General features: G+C 36.1%; 30 protein-coding genes, 1 pseudogene and 1 other annotated feature. Of the genes and pseudogenes, 13 read left to right on the top strand and 18 right to left on the bottom strand.

The window, feature by feature from the left end; genetic code table 11:
* The first annotated feature begins 114 nt into the window (after positions 1 to 114).
* Complete coding sequence (locus tag Q9306_RS12685; RefSeq protein WP_306199014.1) at positions 115 to 1,140, top strand: type II CAAX endopeptidase family protein; 1,026 nt, start codon at positions 115 to 117, stop codon at positions 1,138 to 1,140.
* Between the two features lie 22 nt (positions 1,141 to 1,162).
* On the opposite strand, the gene Q9306_RS12690 is transcribed toward Q9306_RS12685, so the two are convergent.
* Positions 1,163 to 1,345: a DUF3913 family protein gene (locus tag Q9306_RS12690; protein ID WP_306198921.1), complete on the bottom strand. Its 183-nt coding sequence runs from the start codon at positions 1,343 to 1,345 to the stop codon at positions 1,163 to 1,165.
* Between the two features lie 345 nt (positions 1,346 to 1,690).
* Between Q9306_RS12690 and Q9306_RS12695 the strand changes: the two genes are divergently transcribed.
* On the top strand, positions 1,691 to 2,089 hold the full coding sequence (locus Q9306_RS12695; protein ID WP_306198923.1) for an SseB family protein: 399 nt from the start codon (positions 1,691 to 1,693) through the stop codon (positions 2,087 to 2,089).
* 113 nt (positions 2,090 to 2,202) lie between these two features.
* Here Q9306_RS12695 and Q9306_RS12700 read toward each other — a convergent pair whose 3' ends face one another.
* Positions 2,203 to 2,379, bottom strand: coding sequence for a hypothetical protein (locus Q9306_RS12700; RefSeq protein WP_306198925.1), 177 nt, complete (start codon positions 2,377 to 2,379; stop codon positions 2,203 to 2,205).
* Positions 2,380 to 2,493: 114 nt separating this feature from the next.
* On the bottom strand, positions 2,494 to 3,396 hold the full coding sequence (locus Q9306_RS12705; protein ID WP_306198927.1) for a S66 peptidase family protein: 903 nt from the start codon (positions 3,394 to 3,396) through the stop codon (positions 2,494 to 2,496).
* A 98-nt stretch (positions 3,397 to 3,494) separates the two neighbouring features.
* On the opposite strand from Q9306_RS12705, the gene Q9306_RS12710 reads away from it, so the two are divergent.
* The gene (locus tag Q9306_RS12710) at positions 3,495 to 4,580 is read left to right on the top strand and encodes an NAD(P)H-dependent flavin oxidoreductase (protein ID WP_306198929.1); all 1,086 of its coding nucleotides are present in this window, start codon (positions 3,495 to 3,497) and stop codon (positions 4,578 to 4,580) included.
* 257 nt (positions 4,581 to 4,837) lie between these two features.
* Here Q9306_RS12710 and dltD read toward each other — a convergent pair whose 3' ends face one another.
* Genes dltD through Q9306_RS12735 form a run of 5 tightly spaced genes read right to left on the bottom strand, consistent with a single transcriptional unit; the run spans position 4,838 to position 9,220 of the window.
* Positions 4,838 to 6,013: a D-alanyl-lipoteichoic acid biosynthesis protein DltD gene (dltD, locus tag Q9306_RS12715; RefSeq protein WP_306198931.1), complete on the bottom strand. Its 1,176-nt coding sequence runs from the start codon at positions 6,011 to 6,013 to the stop codon at positions 4,838 to 4,840.
* Positions 6,010 to 6,249, bottom strand: coding sequence for a D-alanine--poly(phosphoribitol) ligase subunit DltC (gene dltC / locus Q9306_RS12720; RefSeq protein WP_020061867.1), 240 nt, complete (start codon positions 6,247 to 6,249; stop codon positions 6,010 to 6,012). The genes dltD and dltC overlap by 4 nt, the downstream gene beginning before the upstream one ends.
* Before the next feature lie 59 nt (positions 6,250 to 6,308).
* Complete coding sequence (gene dltB, locus Q9306_RS12725) at positions 6,309 to 7,550, bottom strand: D-alanyl-lipoteichoic acid biosynthesis protein DltB (protein ID WP_306198935.1); 1,242 nt, start codon at positions 7,548 to 7,550, stop codon at positions 6,309 to 6,311.
* Entirely contained in the window at positions 7,547 to 9,061 is a 1,515-nt protein-coding gene (dltA, locus tag Q9306_RS12730) for a D-alanine--poly(phosphoribitol) ligase subunit DltA (RefSeq protein ID WP_306198937.1), read from the bottom strand. Before dltA ends, dltB begins: the two co-directional genes overlap by 4 nt.
* Positions 9,062 to 9,073: 12 nt before the next feature.
* Positions 9,074 to 9,220 (bottom strand): teichoic acid D-Ala incorporation-associated protein DltX, encoded by a 147-nt coding sequence (locus tag Q9306_RS12735; protein WP_035435359.1) that lies wholly within the window; start codon positions 9,218 to 9,220, stop codon positions 9,074 to 9,076.
* Between the two features lie 320 nt (positions 9,221 to 9,540).
* Between Q9306_RS12735 and Q9306_RS12740 the strand changes: the two genes are divergently transcribed.
* Both Q9306_RS12740 and Q9306_RS12745 read left to right on the top strand, forming a co-directional pair.
* Positions 9,541 to 10,719, top strand: coding sequence for a M20 metallopeptidase family protein (locus tag Q9306_RS12740; protein WP_306198940.1), 1,179 nt, complete (start codon positions 9,541 to 9,543; stop codon positions 10,717 to 10,719).
* A gap of 454 nt (positions 10,720 to 11,173) precedes the next feature.
* Positions 11,174 to 11,620, top strand: a complete 447-nt coding sequence (locus tag Q9306_RS12745; protein WP_306198941.1) for a flavodoxin — start codon at positions 11,174 to 11,176, stop codon at positions 11,618 to 11,620.
* Positions 11,621 to 11,676: 56 nt separating this feature from the next.
* Here the strand turns inward: Q9306_RS12745 and Q9306_RS12750 are convergent, their stop codons facing one another.
* The 5 genes from Q9306_RS12750 to Q9306_RS12770 form a co-directional block, all read right to left on the bottom strand.
* Positions 11,677 to 12,585, bottom strand: coding sequence for a phosphotransferase family protein (locus Q9306_RS12750; RefSeq protein WP_306198943.1), 909 nt, complete (start codon positions 12,583 to 12,585; stop codon positions 11,677 to 11,679).
* A 73-nt stretch (positions 12,586 to 12,658) separates the two neighbouring features.
* On the bottom strand, positions 12,659 to 12,808 hold the full coding sequence (locus Q9306_RS12755; RefSeq protein ID WP_020061860.1) for a hypothetical protein: 150 nt from the start codon (positions 12,806 to 12,808) through the stop codon (positions 12,659 to 12,661).
* 17 nt (positions 12,809 to 12,825) lie between these two features.
* The gene (locus Q9306_RS12760; protein ID WP_306198946.1) at positions 12,826 to 13,002 is read right to left on the bottom strand and encodes a 2-isopropylmalate synthase; all 177 of its coding nucleotides are present in this window, start codon (positions 13,000 to 13,002) and stop codon (positions 12,826 to 12,828) included.
* Between the two features lie 289 nt (positions 13,003 to 13,291).
* A complete protein-coding gene (locus Q9306_RS12765) occupies positions 13,292 to 13,762 on the bottom strand; it encodes a L,D-transpeptidase (protein WP_306198948.1) in 471 nt (156 codons plus the stop codon).
* Between the two features lie 174 nt (positions 13,763 to 13,936).
* Positions 13,937 to 15,295 carry an MATE family efflux transporter gene (locus tag Q9306_RS12770; protein WP_306198950.1) on the bottom strand — a complete coding sequence of 453 codons (1,359 nt, stop codon included), beginning with the start codon at positions 15,293 to 15,295 and terminating at the stop codon, positions 13,937 to 13,939.
* Between the two features lie 182 nt (positions 15,296 to 15,477).
* On the opposite strand from Q9306_RS12770, the gene bacA reads away from it, so the two are divergent.
* Positions 15,478 to 16,269, top strand: coding sequence for an undecaprenyl-diphosphate phosphatase (gene bacA, locus Q9306_RS12775; RefSeq protein ID WP_306198952.1), 792 nt, complete (start codon positions 15,478 to 15,480; stop codon positions 16,267 to 16,269).
* Between the two features lie 26 nt (positions 16,270 to 16,295).
* Here the strand turns inward: bacA and Q9306_RS12780 are convergent, their stop codons facing one another.
* A complete protein-coding gene (locus tag Q9306_RS12780) occupies positions 16,296 to 16,850 on the bottom strand; it encodes a thioredoxin family protein (RefSeq protein ID WP_306198953.1) in 555 nt (184 codons plus the stop codon).
* A 64-nt stretch (positions 16,851 to 16,914) separates the two neighbouring features.
* A pseudogene (locus tag Q9306_RS12785) lies at positions 16,915 to 17,055 on the bottom strand (YrvL family regulatory protein); the annotation flags it as partial.
* A gap of 270 nt (positions 17,056 to 17,325) precedes the next feature.
* On the opposite strand from Q9306_RS12785, the gene Q9306_RS12790 reads away from it, so the two are divergent.
* The 3 genes from Q9306_RS12790 (at position 17,326) to Q9306_RS12800 (ending at position 19,966) form a co-directional block, all read left to right on the top strand.
* On the top strand, positions 17,326 to 17,745 hold the full coding sequence (locus Q9306_RS12790; protein ID WP_306198955.1) for a MarR family winged helix-turn-helix transcriptional regulator: 420 nt from the start codon (positions 17,326 to 17,328) through the stop codon (positions 17,743 to 17,745).
* Between the two features lie 131 nt (positions 17,746 to 17,876).
* Positions 17,877 to 18,032 carry an imidazoleglycerol-phosphate dehydratase gene (locus Q9306_RS12795; RefSeq protein ID WP_306198957.1) on the top strand — a complete coding sequence of 52 codons (156 nt, stop codon included), beginning with the start codon at positions 17,877 to 17,879 and terminating at the stop codon, positions 18,030 to 18,032.
* A 590-nt stretch (positions 18,033 to 18,622) separates the two neighbouring features.
* Positions 18,623 to 19,966 carry a TrkH family potassium uptake protein gene (locus Q9306_RS12800; protein WP_306198959.1) on the top strand — a complete coding sequence of 448 codons (1,344 nt, stop codon included), beginning with the start codon at positions 18,623 to 18,625 and terminating at the stop codon, positions 19,964 to 19,966.
* A 35-nt stretch (positions 19,967 to 20,001) separates the two neighbouring features.
* Here the strand turns inward: Q9306_RS12800 and Q9306_RS12805 are convergent, their stop codons facing one another.
* The gene (locus Q9306_RS12805; protein ID WP_306198961.1) at positions 20,002 to 20,367 is read right to left on the bottom strand and encodes an imidazole glycerol phosphate synthase; all 366 of its coding nucleotides are present in this window, start codon (positions 20,365 to 20,367) and stop codon (positions 20,002 to 20,004) included.
* A 214-nt stretch (positions 20,368 to 20,581) separates the two neighbouring features.
* Here Q9306_RS12805 and ytfJ point away from each other — a divergent pair, with 214 nt between their 5' ends.
* Together ytfJ and Q9306_RS12815 are read left to right on the top strand one after the other, a co-directional pair.
* Positions 20,582 to 20,953 (top strand): GerW family sporulation protein, encoded by a 372-nt coding sequence (ytfJ, locus tag Q9306_RS12810; protein ID WP_306199016.1) that lies wholly within the window; start codon positions 20,582 to 20,584, stop codon positions 20,951 to 20,953.
* Positions 20,954 to 21,080: 127 nt separating this feature from the next.
* On the top strand, positions 21,081 to 21,170 hold the full coding sequence (locus Q9306_RS12815) for a hypothetical protein (RefSeq protein ID WP_020063024.1): 90 nt from the start codon (positions 21,081 to 21,083) through the stop codon (positions 21,168 to 21,170).
* A 446-nt stretch (positions 21,171 to 21,616) separates the two neighbouring features.
* On the opposite strand, the gene Q9306_RS12820 is transcribed toward Q9306_RS12815, so the two are convergent.
* Both Q9306_RS12820 and Q9306_RS12825 read right to left on the bottom strand, forming a co-directional pair.
* A complete protein-coding gene (locus Q9306_RS12820) occupies positions 21,617 to 21,859 on the bottom strand; it encodes a YkuS family protein (protein ID WP_306198964.1) in 243 nt (80 codons plus the stop codon).
* A 98-nt stretch (positions 21,860 to 21,957) separates the two neighbouring features.
* Positions 21,958 to 22,212 (bottom strand): DUF3911 family protein, encoded by a 255-nt coding sequence (locus Q9306_RS12825; RefSeq protein WP_306198966.1) that lies wholly within the window; start codon positions 22,210 to 22,212, stop codon positions 21,958 to 21,960.
* A gap of 407 nt (positions 22,213 to 22,619) precedes the next feature.
* On the opposite strand from Q9306_RS12825, the gene ilvE reads away from it, so the two are divergent.
* Together ilvE and ilvD are read left to right on the top strand one after the other, a co-directional pair.
* Positions 22,620 to 23,516: a branched-chain-amino-acid transaminase gene (gene ilvE / locus Q9306_RS12830; protein ID WP_306198968.1), complete on the top strand. Its 897-nt coding sequence runs from the start codon at positions 22,620 to 22,622 to the stop codon at positions 23,514 to 23,516.
* 14 nt (positions 23,517 to 23,530) lie between these two features.
* Entirely contained in the window at positions 23,531 to 25,198 is a 1,668-nt protein-coding gene (gene ilvD, locus Q9306_RS12835) for a dihydroxy-acid dehydratase (protein WP_306198970.1), read from the top strand.
* Positions 25,199 to 25,221: 23 nt separating this feature from the next.
* Positions 25,222 to 25,448 (top strand) — a binding site (T-box leader).
* Positions 25,449 to 25,511 lie beyond the last annotated feature (63 nt).

Here is a 25,511-nt window from a genome sequence, read left to right on the forward strand (position 1 = left end):
GGGGATTTATTTTGAAGAGTTGTAGGATTATACAAGGCTAAGTTGATAAATAAAGGAAGAAATTACAGCATATTGATACTATAATATAAATATATCAAGTTGGAGGTGTTTTCTATTAACCTTGCATTTTCTCGTATTCGACTTCGCAGTTTTTTTGGATGGATGATTTTAGGTGCGTTCATTGCATATCTTCCACTAGATATGGTAGGTGATGGAAATGATGCGTTCGAATTTGTCTCAGACACTTTAGCCTTCTTTGTTTTTCCATTACTTTGGTTGTTTTATAAGATGAAAAAAAATAACGCAGTATTTACCAGTTTTTTTGATAAACCAACATCTATTCCATGGCGACTTATATTAATTGCAACGGCCATGGGAATGATTTTTTCATTCGGCGTTTCTTTTGTTCAATTTTACATACTAGCTCAGCTCATTCCTGACTTTCTAGTTGATTTATTAAGTGATGGAAATGTTATTGATATGAGCACTACTTTTACAAAGATTTTGAGTGTCATTTCAGCTTGTATATTTGCTCCAATTATGGAAGAAGTGATTTTTCGGGGCTTTTTCTTAAATCGAATGGCGTATAAGTGGGGTGTGAAACGTGCAATTATCATTTCTTCACTGATTTTTGGATTTGGGCATGTTGATATAATCGGTGCTTTTTTGTTTGGTGTTGTGATGAGTCTTTTATACATAAAGACGAAAAGCCTATGGACAAATATTATCGTGCACGCTTTAAACAATACTGTTGTTAGTATTATTCAATTTACTGATAGCAGCGCACAAGAACCAGTAAACATTGCTGAATTGCAAGCACAGAGTAATTTATGGATTGGTCTTATTATCATCGTTATTAGCTTACTGTGGCTTGTTCCCTTTATTCGTCGTAATTGGCGCACTGTAAAAGAAGTTGGACTGCCATCATTAGGAATCATTCAAGAAGAAAAACAAGATGATATACTTGCAGAGCAAGCTACATATAGTCAAGTTGTCTTCACAGAGCGTTACATGGCTGTTGAATTACCTGATGAAGCGGTCAATCATTTAGGATTAGAAGAAAGTGATTATGTAAAAGTGGAACTGGTGAATGATACGATTGTGATAAAAAAAGCAGATGAAAGAGAAAGGCTCTCCTAAAAAGCATGGAGAGCTTTTTTCTTTAGTAAATAAAAATTTCAACATGAAAGTTATTCCCATTTTTTGTATATTTAATGTCTGTTACAGTCCGTACTTTCTTTAAAAGCTCTACTTTCTCACCGATTCGCGGAATGGTTGGGACGTTATCCCAAATACCGAGTAGATCATTTGTGTTTTTTGTTTTTTCATAAAACCAAATTTTCACAGTGATGCCCCTTTCTTCGTTTTGTATTTTAATACATAATAAAACATTTTTATGCTTTATGTAAGAGGTTTTAATGTGTTTTTTTGAATAAACTTAACAAATTTTTTTCATTTAGAGAAGGCATGTTCCATATCAGTTGTCATGTATTTTTGAAAAGACAATGTGAAAAACTGTTATCGAATGTTTCAATTACAGCTAGAATTAACATTGTTAGAGGAGAGAGAAGGAAGAAGTAACTTAGTTTTAATGATTGTTGATGTTATAGTAAAAAATAATTTTATAGAAAAAAATGAGAATATTTTGTATAATTACATTACAATAATTTTGAAAGCAGGGTGGCGGCGTATGGCACATATTCCAGTAAAAAAACTAGAGACATTATTAGTATTAGCTGATGAAGATAAACAAAAACAAAAAGAATTTTATGAAACGTTATTAACAACACACGTTTATGTTGCAGGAACAGTTGATATAGAAGAAGGTGATTCACAAGGAACAGTGCATCTACGCTATTTTCAGGGAGACGGAAGATGGATTTTACCATTTTTTACGCAACTTGAATTTTTACAAGCTGCATTGCCTGAAGATGTACCTGTTATTTCGATTCGTGGAAAAGAGTTATTTGAAAGCATTGATGTGGAAGCGACAGCGGTCTTAAATATTGGCACAGATCTTGATAAAACATTTACACCTCCAGAAATTGCTGACATTGCTTCCGGAAGAATTTTTAACTATTATCAATAAAGTACCGTTACCATTTTTCCTTTGCGTCATATAGTATTAGTAGCTTGACCAAGGGGGGATGGAGATATATGGCTGACAATAACAATAACAATAACAACTGCTGCTGGGATAACTTATACAATTGGAAAAACCGTAATAACAACAATAACAACAATAATAATAACAATAATGATAATAATAACAAAAACAAATACAACTGTTGCTGGAATTATTGGAATTACTGGAATAACAAAAATAACAACAATAACAACAACAAGAATAACTGAATAGAAATAATAAAGGAGAAGCAAAAAGCTTCTCCTTTATTATTTCTATTCAAATTTACCTCGCATTAATGGGAAATATGAGATTCCCACTTCAAGATTGATAGGTGGAGGATGAAGGATTCCTCACTGATGGAAGTTTCACTTTATACCAGAAGAGATAGAAAGTGTTTTTTGTTGCCCATTTATTGTAGCAGGGACACCTAGAGGGATTCCTATATTTGGTTGTATATGGCCAATTGGTAGGTTATACAAAAGGGGAATATGATAAGAGATAATGTAATCATATAAAATTTCAGAAATAGATAAAGCTGGTTTTGAAGATGTACACTTATGACAACTTGTAAAGATAACGCCTGCACACTGTTCAAGTTTCTTTCCTAAGCGTAATTGGTTTAACATACGATCAACGCGATAAGGCTCTTCGCCGATTTCTTCTAATAATAATAATTTATCTTTTGTATCAATTTCATACGGTGTACCAAGAGTACTTGTAATGACAGCTAAATTTCCTCCGACAAGAGGAGCAGTGATACAACAATTGAAAGAGTGAAGAAATGCTGCTCCTTCTAGAATAATGGAGTGCGGACGAAAAAGTTGTTTGAAAGAGGAAAAAGAGAGAGTATCGAGCCCTTTGCCGACTTCTTCCATCATAGGACCATGAAAAGTAACGAGCCTTGCCAATTGGCCAAAAGCGATGTGTAAAGCTGTAATATCACTATAACCCCAGAAAATTTTTGGGTTATCTCGAATGAGTTCAAAGTTAATAGAAGGTAGAAGTCGACCAGCCCCATATCCTCCTCTAGCACAAAAAATCCCTTTCACATATGGATTTGTAAAGGCTTCGTGTAAATCATGAAGACGAACGGCATCATCACCAGCTAAATAGCCTCGTTTTTCATGTACACTCTTTCCAATGATAACGAATAAGCCCATCTCTTCGAATTTTTGTTTTGCTTGAAGAATGTGCTCTATAGATGGGGGACCTGCTGGAGCGATGATCATAACGGCATCTCCGTATTGTAACGGTTTTGGGTACTGCATCAAATTCCCTCCTTTCTTACACTATATTCTCAATAATTAAGGAAAGAAGGAAATCGTTTTGATGGGCAAGAAAGTATATAGAGAAAGGGGAGAAAAAGATGTTTTATAGCCGAGTATGTGAGAAGCTGCAAATTACATATCCAATTATTCAGGCCGGCATGGCAGGAACAGTTGTAACACCAGAGTTAGTAGCCGCTGTGTCTAATAGTGGAGGATTAGGAACATTAGGTGCAGGATATATGAGTTCTGAAGAAATTCGCATTGCCGTGCGTGCTATTCGTCAGTTAACAGATAAACCGTTTGCAGTGAACTTGTTTATTACAAAAGACATGCAAATGAATGAAAAGCAAGTAGAAGAAGCACACCATTTATTACAACCTATTCGTGAACAATTGCAATTGGAGACCGTAAAGCAGACGATACAGTCACCAGAGAGCTATACAGAACAGCTGAAAGTTCTTATCGAGGAGAACGTACCGGTTTTTAGTTTTACTTTTGATACACCAAAACAGGAAGAAATAGAGCTGTTAAAAAGGAATGGGATAAAAATAATTGGTACGGCAACAAATGTGGCAGAAGGGAAAGTATTGGCTCATTTAGGCGTAGATATTATTGTAGGACAAGGAAGTGAGGCAGGAGGACATCGCGGAACATTTCTAGGGAAAGAACAGGATTCTATGATTGGAACAACTGCATTGATTCCACAGCTTGTTGACGCTATTCCTCATATGCCAATTGTTGCAGCAGGTGGAATTATGGATGGACGGGGCGTAGTGGCGGCTTATGCACTCGGTGCCGAAGGAGTACAAATGGGAACAGCATTTTTAACTTGCTATGAAAGTGCAGCTCATAAGGAACATAAAGAGGCAATTATAAAGAGTGCAGACCAAAGTACGACAATGACACGTGCATTTTCAGGTAAATATGCAAGAGGAATTCAAAATCGTTTTATCGAACAATTAAAAAATAAAGAAGAGAAATTTCCTGCATATCCAATTCAAAATGCATTAACAACAGAAATTCGCAAAGTAGCAGCAAAACAAAATAATCGTGAGTACATGTCACTTTGGGCAGGGCAGGCTTCGTCTTTAGCACAAATAGAAGGAGCGCAGCAAACTATCATGCGAGTGATGAAAGAGGCAGAGGAAACACTAACTAGATTACAAAGTACGGTTTATAAGTAAAAAGTAACGACTCAGTTACTCTGTAAAAAAGAAAGAAAAGCATTTTTTTAAATGGGCGAGTGGGACTGGCGATGCATAGAAGCGGTCAGTGCCTTTTCCCGCCACGCGCAAAGTTTTAAAACAAAGAAAGATAGCCAGGTGTAAGTCCATTTTAACCTTCATGGCAGCAATTATCCCCCTTACTAAACTTCTAAAAGCAATGTATGGCTGAGTAGTTACAGTAAAAAAAGAACGCTTGAAAAATTCAAGCGTTCTTCCTAGTTACTTTTATAAAACTGTTGAAGTGTCTCGTCGACGTATACCCAGCCTTTCCAACCTAAATGCATCGTATCTTTTAAGAAATACTTATCATATTCATGGCTCGAAAAGTCTGCAACTGGGAATCCAGCTTTGGTAATTTGTTCATTAATTTTTTTATAGTATACATCACGGCGTTCTTTCGGGAATCCAGCATAATCGTACCATGGACCATTAACAGGAACAGAAATAAACAATGGTTTTGCATGCGATTGTTTTAAAATGTCTAAGACTAATTGGAAATCGTCATACTCTGGTGATTCATTGAATGATTCATTTGATCGGTAGCCTTTTAGACGTTCTAATTTTTTCTTAATTCCTTTGTTATAGTACGGATCTTCAATGCCAAATGGATTTGTTTTAGATTCTATTTCACCAGTTTTTTCTGCTCGCTTACGAATTTCTTCCCAAGCAAGCGATTTTAATTCAGGATCTACATGTGTTTTTCGCGGTTTAATATCAAATATTGATGTAACTATGTCTTTGCGGTCTAAAATATTACGATATACGTATGCAAATGGTTTAGCCGCTGCTGCCTTCACATTATGTTTTGTATCGTCATACACAATTCCTTCTAAAGAAGTTTTTAGGAGTGTATCTTTACGAACAATTTCAAAGTTTAATAAACGCTCAGCAATTTGCTTTTTCATCTCAGGCTTTAAGTCATTGTTAAAGATAAGATGGTACGCTTGTTGAGACGAAAAGTTTGGTGCAAAATGCACTTCATCTAAACCTTCTTTTACAAACCATTGTGGTGATAGGACAATGACAATTTTGCGATTTTCTAACTGATCCATAGAGGAGGCTAGACTTAATACATGAGTAAGACTTTGTGTTCCACCGCGACCGATAAGAAACGGTGTAAATTCTTGATTTTTTACTTTAAAGTAGTTAGATGGATGGTACACATCCAATCGAGAAAATTCCGATGAACCATACATCGGAAGGAATTTTGGATCTTCTAGCATCTTTTGTTGCATTGCAATGCCTTGAAACATTTCTTTCTTTAAAGATGTTGCGGCATCGTCGACCTTTTGCTCCCCGATAAGTGGTAAAAGGAAGCGTGATGGAATAAATAACACCACGCAAAAAAGAGCAAATGCTAGAAGCATCGGGCCAAACGTTGGTTGTTTCATCGCATATCTTCCAGTTTCTTAATAATCATGTTTGGTGTTGCCCACTCGTCACGGTCAAAGTCAGAAATAGACACTTCAATGCCTAAGCGTTCTTGGAATTCTACTAATAAGGATACTGTACCGAAAGAATCAAGAATTCCTTCTTCAAATAATTGTACATCTGTATTTTCCTTTACGATGTCATTTTCACATACTTCCTCTAAAATATCTAATACTTGATCTTTAAATTCAGCCATTGTTTATTCTCCTTTATAATCATAATTTGTAGTTTCTTAGTCTTTATACTAAGAAGTGCTTAACTAAAGAATTTGTTTAGGTGACCTGAGAAGATCAGAAGACCAAAACAAACAAAATGGAATGTAATAATAATCGCCAGGACGTGTGTGAACTTATTGTTAGGCCAAAACTTATGCTTTTTGTTTTTTCGTTCAAATATATCAAATGAAATAAACAAAATTGCATGATATAGGCCATAGACAATATAATACCACGTTAGTCCGTGCCAAACTCCCATAATGAAAAAGTTTAAAAAAGCACCGATATAAGAAATTGTATAGCGGTTTTTAATTAGTTTTTTCTTTGTCGCAAAAAAGACAAAGCGCATATAGATAAAGTCGCGGAACCAAAATGATAAACTCATGTGCCAACGGTTCCAAAAGTCTTTAATGTTACGACTTATAAACGGTTTATTAAAGTTTTCAGGTGTTTTAATTCCCATTAAGTAACTTACACCAATTACAAACGCACTATATCCTGCAAAGTCGAAGAATAAGTAGAAACTATATGCATACATATCAGTCATAGCTGATGCAAATGTAGTTTGTTTCGTTAGTGGTGTATCTAAAAGGTGTTTGTTAATTAAATAAGCGATAATAAATTTGTAAAGAAAACCTTGGAAAATACGATTGATTCCTGTATAAAGCAATGCTTTATACTCATCCGCTGTTGGTGGTTTCTCTACATCCTTTTGGAATCGACGATAACGATCGATCGGACCTGTTGAAATTGCTGGGAAGAATAAAAGAAACTCCCAAAACTTAAATAGTGATATTTCTTTAATCAGACCATCACGAATTTCAAATATCATTTGTACAGCTCTAAATGTTACGTAGGATATACCAAGAAATACAACCAAATTGCTAACAGTAAATGTTCCATTTGGTACACCAAGAAATACAACCAAATTGCTAACAGGTATATCAAAAAGTACGAGTGATTTTAAAGCTGGTACAGCAGGTATAATTTTTACTAAAATAAGCGGTAAAATTGATAAAACAACAGCGGTGCAAAAGATGCTCGTTTTGTTATTACGCTGCCTTAACGTTAAATAACCTTTAACCAAAATAAATTGCCAAATTACAAATATTGCTAGTGCAACAGCTTGTATTGGTTTATCTGAAAAGATAACAGCCAACATAATAAGTGTTACAACTGCATTATATTTGCGCAGCATTTTCCCTCGTAACCCAGCAATAATGGTAGGAATAAGCAAAATGCCTACAATAGCGAAAAAATAAAATGATGCATATGGGGTCATGCTGTAACCTCACTCAATAATTTTTTACGATCTACTTTTCCATTTGGTGTCATTGGAATAGAAGATTGATACATGAACTTTCGTGGAATCATGTAATTCGGTAATCGTTCATTGAGTTCTTTTTTAATCGCAGATGTTAATTTGAATTCTTTTTCAAAAGAATGTTCACCTGGAACAACAACTGCTAATAAGTAATCGTATTTTTCACCTTTTTTAATTGGAAGTACAACAGCCGATTCCACATATGAACAAGAACGAAGGTGATGTTCAATTTCTTCTAATTCCATACGATAACCGTGTAGTTTAATTTGGAAATCAAGACGACCGTTATAGAAAAGAAGTCCGTTTTCTAAATAGCCAGCGTCACCTGTTTTATAAGCGCGTTCGCCGTCAATAACAGTGAATGCTTTTTCTGTTAATTCAGGGCTTCCTAAGTATCCAACACTTACACTTGGACCAACAATGATAATTTCACCCTTCTCACCATCAGCCGCAATTGTACCATCTTCTTTCATAATGATGATGCGGCAATCTGATTTACAGTAACCGACTGGAAGAGATTTATATTTCTCCACTACTTCATTTGTTACATGAATACCAGTCACCGCAACAGTTGCTTCTGTTGGTCCATATGTATTCATAATCGTAGCTTTCGGGAAACGCTCTAACAGTTTTCTTGCAACATCATTAGATAATACTTCACCGCAGAATAAGAATGTTTTCATATTTGGAAGCATACCTTCTGAGAAAGACGGCTCCATTAAACACATTTCTGCAAAGGACGGCGTAGATGTCCAAACTTGTGTATCTGATTGTTCTAAAGAAGCAAATAAATCTTTTGGACGTGCAATCATATCTTTATCAATTGCCCATAGTGTCCCACCGGTTACTAATGATGGATAAATGTCCATAACAGATAGGTCAAATGAGAAAGGTGCTTGGTTCAAGAAGACTTGTCCTGTTTGTAAGTTGAAGTCTTCAACCGTCCATTTTGTAAAGCTTACAAGGCAGTTATACGTAATTTGTACACCTTTTGGATTTCCCGTACTACCTGACGTGTAAATGATGTAGAAGTTGTCTTCGTCATTTACTGCATGTTCAGGATTTGGGACATTTCCTTTATGAGTAAGAAGAATATCTTCTAATTTATTTCCATCAATAATATCAACTGGTAAATCAGCCACTGTAACATCAGTTGGAGATAAAAGCAGCTTTGCACCAGAACTTTCCGCAATACGCAATACACGATCAGCTGGAATTGAGACGTCTACTGGAATATACGCATGACCAGCTTTGACACACCCTAGGAAACTGACAATCATTTCTGGTTGCATATGTCCGTATACCATAATTGGTGAACGGTCATCTTCATATTGAGAAGAAATCCAATGTGCTAATGCATCAGAGTCTTCTTTTAATTGTTTGTACGTAATTTTCGCATCTCGCCAAACGAAAGCAGTTTGGTCAGGCGTTTCAAGCGCCCATTTTTCAATCTGTTCTAATAACTTCATAACGCTCCCACCCTAAAATTCATTGTAAATAAATGTACTTGTATTTGTATCTTGGAATCCATACAACCATAGTAAAGCAAGTAAAATCGCAAGGTAGTAACAAGTTTTTGCAATCCATTGCGTGAGTGGTTGAGACCATATTTCTTTTAATATTTTCATGTCTGTCCCCCTCTTTGAAATAGTATCCGTATGTAAGTATCATATCCTACATCACTTTAAAAAACAAAAAATTTCCACATTTTAGGTAAATGTAAGACGAAAAGGCTCTTTTCTGATAGTAGCACTAAATGTTAAAAAAGAAAATCCCTAACTTAACAATTATATTACATTCCAGATAGAATTGTAATTCCTTTGCAAAGGAAAGAGACAAGAATATGCCACTTCTAACTAAGATAGTACTGAAACTCTCATTAAACAAGGGAATACGGTCATTCATGATGGAATAAGATTGTTAAAAATAGAATAGGGAGTTGAAGCGGATGAAAACATCTCAAGTAGATTGGTTATCTTACCTTTCTGAAGACAATATTCGAATGTGGCGACGCTATTTGCATCAGCACCCTGAATTGTCATTTCAGGAAAGACATACATCACAGTTTGTATATGACACATTGGATTCATTTTCTTATTTTGATCTAACAAGACCAACAGCATGCAGTGTAATGGCGAAGCGAAAAGGAAAAGGTCCAGGTAAGACCATTGCAATCCGCGCAGATATAGATGCACTTCCAATTCAAGAGCAAACAATGAAGCCATATGCATCAACTATACCAGGAGTTATGCATGCTTGTGGTCATGATGCACATACAGCAATTTTATTAGGCGCGGCAGAAGCTTTAGCAAATCATGATAATGACTGGGGAGGGGAAATTCGTCTTTTGTTTCAACACGCTGAAGAACAATACCCTGGTGGAGGACAAGAGATGGTCAAGGCAGGTGTTATGGATGGCGTAGATTATGTGATCGGTTTACATGTCATGTCAGGACTAAATAGTGGACAAATAGGAATTTCTTATGGACCGATGATGGCATCACCTGATGTATTTACGATTGAAATTAAAGGAAAAGGAGGACATGCTGCTCATCCGAAGCAAACAGTGGATCCAATTGTAATTGGTGCACAAATTATTACAAATTTACAGCATCTTGTTTCAAGGCGGACTGATGCATTTGAACAACGAGTGGTCTCGGTTACACAATTTCATGCTGGAACAGCTGATAATATTATTCCCGAGACAGCAACGATTATAGGAACGGTGCGTTGCTTTGAGAACAGATTAAGGCAAGAATCTGAAGGGATAATTGAGCAAATTGTAAAAGGAATTACAGCAGCGCATGATGCAGCGTACACATATACGTATCGGTATGGATATAATCCAGTCATAAATGATTCGTATGTGACAAAAATAGTAGAAAATAGTGCAATTACATTGTTTGGAAAAGAAAGTATTACCTCACTGTCACCTTCTATGGGGGGAGAGGATTTTTCTGCATATTTACAAAAGGCTCCGGGCTGTTTTATAAAACTAGGAACAGGGAATAAAAAGAAAGAAACATGCTACCCACATCATCATCCGAAATTTGATGTAGATGAAACAGCGTTAATTCGTGGTGCACAATTATTTTTGCAAACGGCGATGGAACTATTGAAAGGATAAAGTGAAACTTTAATCAGTGGGGGGGTTCTTCATCCCCCACTGATTATTAGCCCTTACCAATCGGGCTTTTACGGGCAGTTTATCTCCCACTTAACTTCTTTGCTTTTGCCGAATTTTGAGGTGGGAGTATTACTGCCCACGAATAGCGGGATAAATGGAAGTTTCACTGTATATTCCAGCATAAAAAAAGGCAACTGCGATATTCGCAGTTGCTTCTATTTCTTTCCGTTAGAGAGGGTTAAGAAAGAACTATGCTCATTTATAGTATATGTATGTCTTCCGGACAAGCTTGTATCTTTTCATCAATTTTTCAAAAATGGTCATTGACTTTGATAATTGTTATCAATTAATCTAGTAGTGTTATATTTGATAACGGTTATCATTATCATCTGTCTATTATAAAAGAGTGCAAAAAATAAATAGAATAAGATACATAATAAAGGGAGAGAGTCTAATGAGTAAGTTAGTAATGATTTTTGCAAGTATGAGTGGAAATACAGAGGAGATGGCAGATCATATTGCCGGGGCGATTCGTGAGGCGGGAAAAGAAATTGAAGTCATTGATATTATGTCGTCACCGAAAGCGTCTATTCTAAAAGAGTATGATGGAATTGTAATAGGGGCATACACATGGGGAGACGGCGATTTACCGGATGATTTCTTAGATTTCTATGATGAAATGGATAAAGTGGATTTAACAGGGAAAATAGCAGCAGTGTTTGGTTCGTGTGATTCTGCATATCCGAAATACGGAGCAGCTGTTGACATTTTAATTGAAAAATTACAAGAATGCGGAGCTAAAGTCGTACTCGAAGGGTTAAAGGTGGAATTAACGCCAGAAGATGAAGATGTTGAGGTGTGCCTTCGTTTTGGTACAGAGTTTGTACATCACCTTTCTTAATGGTGAACGCGAGATGAGGAGCATGAACAGGAAAAAAGGTGCAAAGAAGCACCTTTTTATTTGTTTAAAATATGTAATAATTGTTGTTTGTTTCTTTCGATTATTTTTTCGTTATTTGTTTCGAAACCATAAATGAGATCATGGAGTATAGGGCTGTATTGATAAAAGGAGACAATCCGATCGAAAAAGGTTTTATCCTTGCTCTTCGTTAAGGCAATATAGTTGTTGTAAACTTCTAATGTAAAATCATGCCCATAGTCAGCGTATAATCCAGCAAAATCAAATGCAGGATCACCAATTTGTGCGTCTCCTATATCAATGATGCCAGCAATTTTCTTTGTATGAGGATGAAATAGAATATGATTATGTGTGAAGTCGGCATGTATAACGGTTTGTAAGGAAGTAAGTGTATATAGTTGTTCTAAAAATGTTTGAAATAGTGTATTCAATCGATTAGTTTCTTCTATTGTAAATGTGGTAAACAGATAATCTTTTAGTTTTATATATAATTCCTTCCAATATTTAATAGTTTGTTCAACTTGAAATCCCCATTCTTTTGCAAGTGTAGTAGGAACCGTATGCAAAGCAGCAAGAAATGATGCTAGTTGCGCGGCAATGTGCGCTTTTTCATTGGCTGAGAGATTATGTAAGTAAGAAGATTTGAATGGTTCACCGTGAATCATTTTATAGTAACTACAAACAGGAATAGAATCTGCTTCGTTTTCATATAAAATATGATAGTTCGGTACTTCAATCTGCTTAGCTTGCAGTTTAGAAAATAGTGCTTTGTACAATTGCTTTTCACGGGGAATTTTTTTCGCATATTCAATTTTTCTAGGAAATCGAAATAACCATTCATCATTTACGAGAATCGCAACATTATCCCAGCCGCTTTCATCTTTATGAAAGGAATGGATAGGTAAATGGGGGAGTGTTTTTTGAATGTAGTCCGTATAGTTTATCACTTGTTTCGCCTCTCTCGTTCATTAATCATACAAAAGAAGTCCCTAATTTAGGGACTTCTTTTGCTATTTCGCTTTATAAATTCTCGTTTTGTTGCCCAATCTCCTTTTTAGCCAAAACAAGATTTGCATTTTCGATAGCCCGGTGTTTGTCCAAAGAGTCTCCGGCGTAACCCTTTTGCGTTTTTACAACTCGTTTGCTTGTACTTGCTCGGTTGTTATCCATATTACTCCTCCTGTCTTTTATCTAAAATATACGAAGGTAATTAGCAATAATAATACAGCTGCAAATACGACAATCCCTACTAAAAACGTCATATTCGAAAAACGAGAGGGGGGATGTACATCTTGGCGATAACTAGGTGAAATTTCTGGTGCAAACTCTTCTTGATAAGATTGTTGTTCTTCTGTTTCGTCCATTGTTGCAACTCCTTTCACTGTATGGATAGGTTACGCGCTATAAGGAAGAAATATACACTAAATATGGTAAGGTTTGAATGAAAAGGAAAAAATATTGGAAAAGAGATTGTAGAGAAGGGGGAGTTTAAAAATAAAAGGGAAGTAATGTTTAAATATCCTATTATAACGAGTTCTTAATATAGTTTCTAAATGAAGAAAAATGTTCTTTCGTAAGAACCTTTTTCCTCAAAAAAAAGCATTATGTAACTATATATTCATATGAAACAGTAATTGCTTTATATGTTGTTGCTTATTTGTTTGTAACAATTACAGTTGTATTGACAGGAACGCGGTCAAATAACCAACGCACATCTTCATTATACATGCGAATACAACCAAGTGTAGTCCATTTTCCAATCGCATTTACGTTATTGGTTCCATGGATGGCATATGTTGTTCCTTTCGTTCCATTTACATCAAGACCGAGCCAACGATCTCCTAATGGGTTACGTGGATCACCGCCAGGAATGTGTCTTTTGTAGTATGGACGATTCTTAATTTTGTTAACAATCTTGTACGTTCCTAATGGCGTTTTTGTACTGCTTTTGCCAGTAGCAACTGTAAACTCTTTAATAAGTTTACCCTTTTCATAATATGCCATCTTATTCGTCGCGACATTGACAGTTATCAAATGATCTGGCTGATTTGTCTCTGCGTTGACTGCTTTGATAGGAAGCATAGAAGAAAAGAGTAGTAGTAGTGCAATCATAATTTTCTTCATATTCAATTAATCTCCTTTTTAGAAATATCAAAATCTATTATAGCTCTCTTTGATAAGGAATCCTATTCTTTTTTTTAATATTATAGATAAAAATTAATATATTAGAAAAATAAATGTATGCAAAAAGTAGAGAATTGTTCTTTTTGTATTTTTAAAATGTCAAAAAGCCGCTATTTAGCGGCTTCTTATTGTAATATATTTTTCCTGTACTTGTAATAGACGAGCGAGTAAAAAGATTGCTCCGAAAGCCAATCCTAAAATAAGTCCAATCCAATATCCTTTTGCGGCTAAAGGTGTATAGGTTGCAAGGATATAACCAAGCGGCAGACCTATGACCCAATAGGCGATGAGCGTCATAATAAGAGCGACATTTACATCTTTATAACCGCGAAGTGCCCCTTGTACTGGTGTGGCAACGGCGTCAGAAAATTGGAATAAAATAGCGAATACTAGAAATTGTTTCGTTAAGTCGTGTACAACAGGATCATTTGTATAAATAGAAGCGATATTTTCATCAAATACAAATAGTAAGAGCGAATAAACAAATGCAAAAGCTAGTGCCAAGCCAATCCCTATAAAGCTATAGTGCTTAGCGTCTTTATACCGAGATGCACCCACTTCAAATCCAACAGAAATTGTCATTGCCATAGATAAGCTGAGTGGTGTCATATATAAAAGAGACGCAAAATTTATTGCCGACTGGTGAGCAGCGATTGTTGTTGTATTATAATTACTCATTAATAACGTAACAGCAGCAAAAATGCTTGTTTCAAAAAAGATTGCAAATCCAATAGGTATTCCGAGTTTTAATAATTCCTTCCAACTAGATAGAGAGGGACGATATAGACATCGAAAGATACCATAGGGGGAGAACGGTTCTTTCGTGCGAACAATGATAATTGTGATTAGCAAAATACACCAGTATGTGGTTGTAGATGCAATCGCAGCTCCGACTCCTCCGAGTTTAGGGAAACCGAAATGACCAAAAATGAGTACATAGTTCAACACAATATTAATCGGTAAAGATAGTAAAGTGATAATCATTGTAGTCCGTGTTTTTCCTAAGGCGTCAATAAAACCGCGGAGTACGGTATAAACAAACAGTGGAATGATACCAAATGCGATAATGCTTAAAAATTGACTAGCAATCTGAGCTACTTGTTGCTCTAAATGCATGGCCTGTAAAATAGGTGAAACTGCAAAAAAACCAATAAGTATAACGATAAAGCTGACAAAAATCGCTAAATATACAGCTTGTGTCACAACGGGAGCGACTTTTTCTTTTTGTTTGGAACCGATAAGATGGGCGACAATCGGAGTGGTTGCCATTAAAATACCTGTTAATCCTGTACTAATTGGAATCCATATACTTGTTCCAATTGCAACACCAGCTAAGTCCGTAGCACTCGCATGACCTGACATCGTAGTATCGAAAAAACTCATGGAAAATAATGATATTTGTGTAACAAATATAGGGAAAAATAATAAGACAAATTGTTTTATTTTTTGTGATATCAATGTAGTTTCTTTCATATATACTCCTTTCTAACATACAAACAAACCGCTTTAATCATACTATTGAATAAGGATTTAGAAAAGTAATACGTATCCATGTATTTAGAATGAATTTGAAAAAAACGATGCGTGTTTTGTAAAGATGAGGTATTATGATAAAGTGTGAATAAAGCATTAAAAGGTATTAAGGAGGCACGAATGTGGCTGATTGGTTAATTGGATTAATCATGGGTGCTGTTGAAGGATTGACGGAGTTTTTACCTGTATCATCAACAGGACATATGATTTTAACAGGGCATTTAATTGGGTTTGAAGGAGATAAGGCAAAAACATTTGAAGTTGTTGTGCAATTAGGGTCCATTTTAGCGGTTGTTGTTGTATTTTGGAAACGATTATGGTCACTAGTTGGAATTGGACGGGTAAAGCAAGGGCCATCTTTAAACTTATTACATATTATTATCGGAATGATTCCAGCTGGTTTACTTGGTTTTTTATTTCATAGCAAAATTAAGGCAGTTTTATTTGGAACAGGACCGGTTGTTATTAGTCTAGTTGCTGGTGGTATTTTAATGATTATTGCTGAGAAGTTTTCAAAACCAAGCACAGCAAAAACATTGGATGAGATTACCTATAAACAAGCATTCACAATTGGAATGTTCCAATGTTTAGCACTATGGCCAGGGTTTTCACGTTCTGGATCTACGATTAGTGGTGGGTTATTAGCTCGTGTATCTCATACAGCAGCTGCTGAATATACATTTATTCTTGCAGTACCAATGATGGTTGCAGCAACAGGTCTTGATTTAATTAAGAGTTGGAATGAATTAAGTGCAGCAGACCTTCCGTTATTTGCGAGCGGATTTATTACTGCCTTTGTAGTTGCGATGTTAGCGATTGTTTCATTCTTAAAATTATTATCTCGTGTGAAATTAACACCATTTGCATATTACCGTTTCATTCTTGCTGCGGTGTTTTATTTCTTTGTTTTATAATGAAAAAACTGCCATTTGGCAGTTTTTTATTTTGCTATTCTTTCTATTATATTTTCCATTACGTGTTCCCAAATTGCTGTGTCAGAAGCTAATGTTTTACGGAATTCTGCATACATGTTTTTCTGTTTTTCTTCGAACTCTGGATCTTCCTTATTAGGAAGTGTTGCACGCATAGAGGTAACCAGCTCTTGTACTTTTGGTGCTCGAGGTCCCCATACGGCTTGTTCATTCCCATCTTGATCGGTAAAAATAAAAATTGGAATTGCACGTGCTGTACCATTTGTTAAATATTGATCCATTAACTCTAAATGATCATCACGAATGAGTAAACTCATCTCGATGCCAGCAACTTCGCAAATGCGTTTCATAATTGGTACGCAAAGAAGGGCATCACCGCACCAATCTGCGGTTAAAACGATAACCTTTAAATTGTCATTTTGGCGTGTTTCTAAAATTGGAAGAAATTCATTAGGAATTAAGAAGTTATTGTAAATGTGTAGTAATTCGTACTGGTTTACTGTCATATTATTTACATATGTATCAAAGGACATGCCTTTTTCAAACCATTGTTGTAATGTCATACATGACACTCCTTTCTATATTTTCTCATATTGTATCAAGTTTTTTTGTGGAAAGCTTGTAAAATTACTTTTCCTTTTTATCGGTAAGCCATATTTTATCGAGTGTAAAAAAGAACAACACAATTAATAGCTCTGCTGTATTAGAAATAGTAACATCATCTATCCATTCGTCTGCGATATGAAATGTAATCCAGTCTAAAGAAATTTGTAATAAAGTGAAACTTTCATCAGTGGGAGGTCTTACTGCCCACGAATAGCGGGATAAAATGAAAATAGGATGCATAGAAGCACCCTGTTTTCGCGCTGATTCTATTTACAGCATTTTTTAAAAGCAACCTTTATCATCTATATCCATACAAAAAAGAAAAGATACATGAATTTCCAAATAAAAGGATGACAAAATGAAAAAAGTACGTTAATATAGTTCATAATGTTTTTATTTAACTATATTAAATACATAGGGGTGCTGTATAAAATGGTTAACAATCGCGAGTTGCTCATCGAGAATTTGTCGACAAATTTTTTTGCTATGTTTCGTACAATCCGTAATGATATGAACAAAATTTTTGAGGATTATATTCCGTGGAATGAATTTCTCGTGTTACGTATTTTAAATCGAAACCAAAAAGAAATGGTCTCTCGTGTTGCGAATGAATTGAATGTATCGAATAGTCATATTACGGCTGTTGCAGAAAAATTAATAAAAAAAGGACTCGTAACGCGTTCGCGTAGTACATCAGATCGCCGCGTTGTGTATTTGGAGATTATTGATAAAGGAAAAGAGTTAGTAGCTGAGATGGAAAAACAGAACAAGTTGTATTTGAAAGAACGATTTTCAACTTTATCTGAAGAAGAGATGAAGGTTATGATTGCTATTTCACAAAAATTAATTTAGGGAAAATCTTTTATGTATCTTGCATTAGGGAACCGTTAAAGCCTTCGCACCCCAGCGAAGGCTTTTCATGTGTATTTTGAATGAAACGAAGCATACTAACAATATTATGATAAAGAAGGGAAGGAAGTTGTATGACGAATCGTAATGGTAGTAAAGGGAGCGACAATCAAGGAGCGCCTAAAGCCGGCCAATATCAACAGGAATTTGGTACAGAGTTTAGTGGTGGTGATAATAACAAAGGAAAAGAATATCGTTCGAAAAAAGGAAGCAAATCAAGGAAGGAGTGAAGTACATTCACTTCTTTTTTCTTTGTATATATAAAGAAAAAGTGATCTAAAAACCCTGTTTTTTAGATGGACAAGAGCATCTGGCCGCGCATAGAAACAGTCAGGGCCTTTTCCTACCACATGCAAGATTTAAAACACAAAGAGAAGGCAAGTAGCGGTTAGGGTGTATTCTGCTTAACGGGGACTTATTGGTTGGAAATTTCAAATGGATATATACGAGAAGGGAATATAAGTAGTGAAATAAAAAAAAGCCATCTTTATTACAAGATGGCATAGGAAGGGGGACAATTTATGTCAATTTAAGTTAGGGACAGAAAGCTGTTCGAGACATTGGGGATGTCTCATTATTAGGGAGGAACAGCTTCGATAGTTATACTATAAAAGACTGATGTGAATTCAATGTGAACTTGGAGTGAAGGAATTAGGAATTTTCTATTTTTTTATCATATCTGGCGAGAAGATCCTCACCTCAAGCGTGAAACGGTAGGTGGGGGTAGTTCAATTGGAAATAAAAGTTGAAATTCATAAGAAAAAAGATTATGCTCAACTATGTTACATATTTTGGAGGACGGATTAAGGGAGTTAGTGCTATGAAAATGATAGAAAAACGAGACTTAAACGATCGTTTTATACGATTAAGTCCACCGCAAATTTTAGCAATTGGCTTTTTTGCTTTGATTATCGTTGGGGGAATATTGTTGAAATTACCAATTTCAACAAAAACGTCTATTAACTGGGTAGATGCATTTTTTACAGCGACGTCAGCTGCGACTGTAACTGGCTTAGGTGTAGTAGATGTGAATAGTACATTTACTATATTTGGACAAGTTGTCATTATGTTTCTTATACAAACTGGTGGTTTAGGTTTAATGACAATAGCTATTTTAATAGTTTGGGTGTTAGGTAAAAAGATAGGGTTGCGTCATCGCCTTCTTATTGGAGAGGCATTAAACCAAACGAACATTGGCGGGCTTGTAAAATTAGTGAAACGTGTGTTTTTCTTCTCGATTTGTATTGAATTAATAGGTGCTGTATTTTTATCTATTCGCTTAGTTCCTGAATTTGGACTTGGGAAAGGACTATATTACAGCTTGTTCCATGTCGTGGCTGCTTATAATAATGCTGGATTTGCATTATGGCCAGATAATTTAACGAGATATGTTGGCGATCCTATTATTAATATTGGTATTTGTTCGTTAATTGTAACAGGCGGTTTAGGTTTTACCGTACTCATTGATATATGGTATAGCCGCAGTTTTCGAAAACTAGTGCTTCATTCAAAAATCATGATTATTGGTACGATTGTGTTAATTGCAGCTGCAATGCTTATCATATTTGTATTAGAGTATAATAACGCAAAAACATTAGGTTCTTTATCATTTAGTGAGAAGTTGTGGGCATCGTTCTTCCAAGCAATTACACCACGTACAGCTGGATTTAATACAATTGATTACGGAAGTATGGGAGAGTCAACGCTATTCTTTACGATGGTGCTCATGTTTATTGGAGCAGGCAGCGTTTCGACTGGAGGCGGTATTAAGCTCACCACTTTTGTTATTTTAATTACATCTGTGCTTTCATTTTTCAAGAAAAAAGAAGACTTGGTTTTATTTCGTCGTACGATAAAAATGTCGACAGTGACGAGAGCGTTGGCGATTGTCATTGCCAGTCAATTTTTAATTTTTGTGGCAGTATTTATACTAATGCTTACTGAAAATTTTAGTTTTATAGAAGTCTTATTTGAAACAATTTCAGCATTTGGAACAGTTGGATTAACAATGGGGATTACGGCTAAATTATCAGCATTTGGAAAATGTGTGATTATGTTTGTTATGTTCTGCGGATTAATTGGGCCGCTAACACTTGTATTTTCACTTGCGCGGCCAGCAAAACAAAAAATTCGCTATCCATCTGAGGATGTATTTACAGGATAAGGTATCTTGCATGAGCAAGATACCTTTTATTGTGTTTAAAAAAGAGAGAAGAATAAACCAATCAGAGCTGCTCGGAATATTAATGCGACAATTGCTGCTATGCCGCCCATGACTGCAGCGATTCCACCTGTAACAGTAGCGCCGCGGTTATAAGCATAGATACCAACTAGGACAGAAAGAAGCCCAAAGAGTACTGGGAAAGTGAATAAAGATAAGACGGCAAGAGCAAGTGCGATAAATCCAGCTGTTCCTCCGCCGGCCTTTGTCGTTTCTCGTTCTCTGTCGTCAGTATAAGGCACACCGTTCGGTGCAATTTCAGCCGCATATTCTTCTTCGAAATGATCTTCGTTTTCTCTATAACGTTCTTCATGTTTATCAGTCAATGTGATATCTCCTTTCATAAAGAGCTACATGCTTAGTATGAGCTACTTCTGTTTTTTTATCCTATTGCTCGCAAACAGTAGGCCATGCTTTTAGCACAAGTAATCTTTTGGAGAAGGATGTTCTGCAAGGAAGATTTACTTTCAAAATTATTAAGTTGTAAAAATTGGTATGTCTTTATCGTTTTTGGAAACGATAAAAAGGAATTGAAAGGAAAAAGAGGTGCTTTCTATGATGCAACATCCAATTGAAAACTTAATGAAAACAGCAATGACAAATTTAAAAGAAATGGTTGATGTGAATACGATTGTCGGTAAGCCGGTATCAACAGCAGATGGCAGTATTATTTTAACCGTTTCCAAAGTTGCCTTTGGCTTTGGCGCAGGTGGAAGTGATTTTAATGTAAATGAACAAAAAACAGAGGCACAGAACTTACATCCATTTGGAGGCGGAAGTGGTGCTGGGGTTTCCATTAATCCTGTTGCATTTTTAGTGGTTGGGGAAAAAGGGATCCAAGTAATGCACTTACATAGTGGTACACATCTTATAGAAAAAGCATTAGAAACAGTGCCAAGTGCTATGCAGAAATTGGTAAATAAGCTTTAATAAGATACTTGCATTTTAAGGGAATTATGATATAGTAGATGAAGTGTGCTTAAAAATGATATGAATATAAGGTAAATGAAAATATATAGCGAATGATGATTTATGAAGGACTAAGGGAGAGGTATCAATGATTAACATTAAAAATTTTGTTGTCGGTTTATGTATGTTAGTGAGCGGATTTGTTGTATACGTACTAAAGGAAAAAGCGCAATTTTAGCAAACAGGCTCATATGTTAGCCTGTTTTTATTTTGAAGAAATTGTTGACATTGTTATTTTAATGATGTATAATTTATTTTCGTGTCTCGGTTACAGCTAGTATATATTGGTTATTCTTTACTAGTACAAGTCACTGGATTGCTAAAGATCGGGCGATCATGCCAACAACTTTAGTGATTACGAATATGATGGATTGTATTTGTAAACTGTATACACATACTAGTGTATCAGGAGCGGTCGTTGGAGCCGTAATGATGGAAGAGAGGTAGGGCTTTCATCCAGTATATGTTACTTTCCCGTTAGTTAAATATAGAAAAGAAGGCTACTTATTAATAAATGGTAGCCTTCTTTTAATGTATTTCCGAACGAAGTTCCCATCTTCGAGCATGTGATGGGATCGCAAAGTGAAGCTTTCTTTACGGTTCCTTACTCTTTAAGATTTCGCTTTATTGAATTCTACTTTCGACTTGTTGACAAATTTCTTCGGTTGTTAATCCTCTTGCGTCAATAACAGATCCCTTTATTACAGCATTGCTAATCCCCGCTACGTTAGAATCTTGACCAGTTATAACGCAGCAGTCGCATCCTTGCACATCATTTTCAGATTGTAATGAGACTACTTCATGCCCTTTTTGCTGCAAGGCTTGTTGTACGTTTGTTAAAGAATTTTCTACGCCAATTTTCGCCATGTTATTCACCTCCTGCCATCTAGTAATATGTTCCTTTTTCGGAAGAATATTCACTAAATAGCAGAAGAGTTCACATGTGTGGCAGGAGAAGGAATAAACTAGTCGTTATAAACTCCTGTTAACATATCGCATACAAAGCGATCATTTTGCGCATCTTGCATCGTATAATCATTTGATTGTACATCAACAGAAGCGATATACATCGGATTTTGTGTCATTTTATGTTGCTCTACATCTGGGAGTAATTCTACATAATCCTCTAATTTACACAGCCCTTTTGTATTCATTAAATCAAATAACTGAAGCATTTCCATTACCTCTTGTCTTGTTCCTTTAATTTGTAAACATGCCATATGATTTAGCCCCCTTAAATTTGTCAAAATGATTTTTGAAAATAGGATTATGAGTAATAAGGAAAAAATATGAGTGTTATCCTCAAATTTTATTTTTTATTTTTCCACCTCGCTTTATTACTACTATTTTTCGTAAAAAAAGATAGGACGTCCGTTTATTGAATACAATACATTCGCATCTGTAGACAAAAATCCTTCTCGCTAAAAATTATTTTTTTGTTGAAAAAAATGTCGAAAAATATTTTTTGACATTTTGTAAACGTTAACAATGTTGATATATCAATATATAACGGGTTGTCCTTAAGTTTAAAGATTTAAAATTTTCAAAAATTTCTTTGATTTATTTGAAAAGGGAGCGTAAACTAGGAAACAATAAAAATTTCAAGGATACAGGGGGGCGCTTTCAAGTGAACGAGCAATGGATTTTCTTAAATGGAGAATTTGTTCCAAAAGATGAAGCAAAAGTTTCTGTTTATGATCATGGATATTTATATGGTGATGGGGTATTTGAAGGCATTCGTGTTTATAGCGGGAATGTTTTTCGGTTGAAAGAACACCTCATTCGTTTGTACGAATCAGCAAAATCCATTTTACTAGAAATTCCATATACGTTGGAAGAAGTGACCAATATTGTTGTTGAAACAATAAGGCGTAATCAATTATCCAATGGGTATATTCGTCTAGTTGTATCACGCGGGGCTGGAAACCTTGGTTTAGATCCCAATTCGTGTTTAAAGCCAAATGTTGTTGTAATTGCGGAACAACTCGCACTGTTTCCAGCGGAATATTATGAAAAGGGCATCCCGATTGTGACAGTTGCAACAAGACGGAATCGACCAGACGTATTACCACCACAAGTGAAATCATTGAATTACCTCAATAATATTTTAGTTAAAATTGAAGCGAAGCTTGCTGGTGTGCAGGAAGCGCTGATGTTAAATGAGCAAGGGTATGTTGCAGAAGGTTCAGGTGACAATGTCTTTATTGTAAAAGGAAATAAATTAATTACACCTCCAAGTTCTGCGGGAGCACTGGAAGGAATTACGCGAAACGCGATTATGGAAATTGGTGAGAAGCTTGGCTATGACGTAAGGGAAGAATTATTTACTCGCCATGATGTGTATGTAGCGGATGAAGTATTTTTAACAGGTACAGCAGCTGAAGTTATTGCGGTAACAAAGGTTGACGGAAGAGAAATTGGTGCTGGGAAACCAGGAATTCATACAAATCGTTTATTAGAAGAATTCCGTAAGCTAGTTGTAGAAGATGGTGAAAAAATTTATGAAGAAAATCAAGTAAGTTGATAGGAGAATAACCGATGCGAAGCGATATGATTAAACAAGGTATTGACCGGGCGCCGCATCGAAGTTTGCTTCATGCGGCAGGCGTTAAAGAAGAAGATTTTCATAAACCATTTATTGCAATTTGTAATTCATATATAGATATTGTTCCAGGACATATTCATTTAAGGGAACTTGCTGATGTAGCGAAAGCTGCCATACGCGCGGCAGGAGGTGTCCCTTTTGAATTTAATACCATTGGTGTAGATGATGGAATTGCAATGGGTCACATTGGAATGCGGTATTCACTTCCAAGCCGGGAGATCATTGCAGATGCGGCAGAAACTGTAATTCAAGCTCATTGGTTTGATGGAGTTATGTTTATGCCGAATTGTGACAAAATTACACCGGGAATGTTAATGGCATCTGTTCGGACGAATGTTCCTTCTGTTTTTGTTTCAGGGGGACCGATGGAAGCTGGAAAAGCAAAAGATGGCACTCCTCTTTCATTAGCATCTGTATTTGAAGGAGTTGGCGCTCATAAATCAGGGAAGTTAAGTTTAGAGCAGCTGATTGATATGGAAAAATCAGCATGTCCAACGTGTGGTTCTTGTTCAGGGATGTTTACAGCAAATTCTATGAATACCATTATGGAAATGCTCGGTGTTGCACTTCCTGGAAATGGAACAATTGTCGCTACAAGTGAAGAAAGACATAACTTAATTCGTCAAGCTGCATCTCATTTAATGGATTTAATTAAGCGTGATATAAAGCCGCGTGACATTATTACGAAAGAAGCAATTGATGATGCCTTTGCATTAGATATGGCGATGGGTGGATCAACAAATACCGTTTTACATATGTTAGCCATCGCGAATGAAGCAGGAATTAATTATGACTTGCAGCGTATTAATGATATTGCAAAGCGTGTTCCATACTTGGCGAAAATTAGCCCGGCTTCTCATTATTCTATGCATGATGTACATGAAGCTGGAGGGGTGGCAGCTATTATTAAAGAGCTATCGCAAATTCCAGGGGCAATTCATTCTGAGCGCATGACAATTACAGGTAAAAGCATCTATGAAACAGTAGAAGATGGAAAAATTTTAGATGAAAAAGTAATTCGTCCGAAAGAACGGCCTTATCGTAAAACAGGTGGTCTTTCCATTCTCTTTGGAAATTTAGCACCAGATGGCTCTGTTCTTAAAGTTGGAGCGATTGATGAATCAGTTAGTTCATTTGTTGGGAAAGCAATTTGCTTTGACTCTCATGATGAAGCTGTTGCTGCGATTCATAGTGGCATTGTGAAAGAAGGGCATATTGTAGTCATCCGCTATGAAGGTCCAAAAGGAGGACCTGGTATGCCGGAAATGTTAGCTCCAACATCAGCAATCGTTGGGAGAGGACTTGGAACAAAGGTTGCGTTGATTACCGATGGCCGCTTCTCCGGAGCAACAAGGGGGATTGCGATTGGGCATGTATCGCCTGAAGCGGCTGAAGGAGGACCAATTGCATATGTGAGAGACGGCGATCCGGTCATCATTAATGTAAAAGATGGCAGTATTCATTGGGAAATTTCTAACGAAGTATTAGAAGAGCGAAAAAAACAATTTATTTCTCCAGAGCCAAAAGTAAAAACTGGTTATTTAGCACGATATGCAAAGCTTGTTACCTCGGCAAACACAGGAGGAATTATGAAAGTATAAAGTGAAACTTCCGTTCACGGATGGATAAAGCGTTGATAGGGAGTAGTAGTTGATTGTGAAGCCTCACAGAGAGTCGGTGGTTGGTGGAAACCGATGGTTCACGTTGACGAACATCGCCCTTGAGTGCCAAACTGAAGCACTTGCCTAGGTTTGGACGGTAGCTCCGTTATTAGCTTGATTCTATTAGAGTCACTGAGGCAAGAATCTTTCTTGCAAAGAAGGGTGGTACCACGAGTCTTTCGTCCCTTCAGCACATAGCTGAAGTGTGGGCGAAAGACTTTTTTATTTATATAGGTATTTTATAAAGGAGGTT

Source organism: Bacillus multifaciens, from assembly GCF_030756675.1.
GTDB lineage: Bacteria > Bacillota > Bacilli > Bacillales > Bacillaceae_G > Bacillus_A > Bacillus_A multifaciens.

Coding starts and splice junctions, on each gene's coding strand:
- Q9306_RS12705 (WP_306198927.1), bottom strand. CDS start 3,396: ATGCAGTACCCAAAACCGTTACAATACGGAGATGCCGTTATGATCATC.
- ilvD (WP_306198970.1), top strand. CDS start 23,531: ATGCGAAGCGATATGATTAAACAAGGTATTGACCGGGCGCCGCATCGA.
- Q9306_RS12695 (WP_306198923.1), top strand. CDS start 1,691: ATGGCACATATTCCAGTAAAAAAACTAGAGACATTATTAGTATTAGCT.
- dltA (WP_306198937.1), bottom strand. CDS start 9,061: ATGAAGTTATTAGAACAGATTGAAAAATGGGCGCTTGAAACGCCTGAC.
- Q9306_RS12780 (WP_306198953.1), bottom strand. CDS start 16,850: ATGACATTACAACAATGGTTTGAAAAAGGCATGTCCTTTGATACATAT.
- ytfJ (WP_306199016.1), top strand. CDS start 20,582: ATGCAACATCCAATTGAAAACTTAATGAAAACAGCAATGACAAATTTA.
- Q9306_RS12825 (WP_306198966.1), bottom strand. CDS start 22,212: ATGGCATGTTTACAAATTAAAGGAACAAGACAAGAGGTAATGGAAATG.
- Q9306_RS12795 (WP_306198957.1), top strand. CDS start 17,877: ATGACGAATCGTAATGGTAGTAAAGGGAGCGACAATCAAGGAGCGCCT.
- Q9306_RS12710 (WP_306198929.1), top strand. CDS start 3,495: ATGTTTTATAGCCGAGTATGTGAGAAGCTGCAAATTACATATCCAATT.
- Q9306_RS12735 (WP_035435359.1), bottom strand. CDS start 9,220: ATGAAAATATTAAAAGAAATATGGTCTCAACCACTCACGCAATGGATT.
- Q9306_RS12800 (WP_306198959.1), top strand. CDS start 18,623: ATGAAAATGATAGAAAAACGAGACTTAAACGATCGTTTTATACGATTA.
- Q9306_RS12740 (WP_306198940.1), top strand. CDS start 9,541: ATGAAAACATCTCAAGTAGATTGGTTATCTTACCTTTCTGAAGACAAT.
- Q9306_RS12820 (WP_306198964.1), bottom strand. CDS start 21,859: ATGGCGAAAATTGGCGTAGAAAATTCTTTAACAAACGTACAACAAGCC.
- Q9306_RS12790 (WP_306198955.1), top strand. CDS start 17,326: ATGGTTAACAATCGCGAGTTGCTCATCGAGAATTTGTCGACAAATTTT.
- dltB (WP_306198935.1), bottom strand. CDS start 7,550: ATGACCCCATATGCATCATTTTATTTTTTCGCTATTGTAGGCATTTTG.
- Q9306_RS12815 (WP_020063024.1), top strand. CDS start 21,081: ATGATTAACATTAAAAATTTTGTTGTCGGTTTATGTATGTTAGTGAGC.
- Q9306_RS12770 (WP_306198950.1), bottom strand. CDS start 15,295: ATGAAAGAAACTACATTGATATCACAAAAAATAAAACAATTTGTCTTA.
- dltC (WP_020061867.1), bottom strand. CDS start 6,249: ATGGCTGAATTTAAAGATCAAGTATTAGATATTTTAGAGGAAGTATGT.
- Q9306_RS12755 (WP_020061860.1), bottom strand. CDS start 12,808: ATGGATAACAACCGAGCAAGTACAAGCAAACGAGTTGTAAAAACGCAA.
- Q9306_RS12765 (WP_306198948.1), bottom strand. CDS start 13,762: ATGAAGAAAATTATGATTGCACTACTACTACTCTTTTCTTCTATGCTT.
- Q9306_RS12805 (WP_306198961.1), bottom strand. CDS start 20,367: ATGAAAGGAGATATCACATTGACTGATAAACATGAAGAACGTTATAGA.
- Q9306_RS12760 (WP_306198946.1), bottom strand. CDS start 13,002: ATGGACGAAACAGAAGAACAACAATCTTATCAAGAAGAGTTTGCACCA.
- Q9306_RS12745 (WP_306198941.1), top strand. CDS start 11,174: ATGAGTAAGTTAGTAATGATTTTTGCAAGTATGAGTGGAAATACAGAG.
- dltD (WP_306198931.1), bottom strand. CDS start 6,013: ATGAAACAACCAACGTTTGGCCCGATGCTTCTAGCATTTGCTCTTTTT.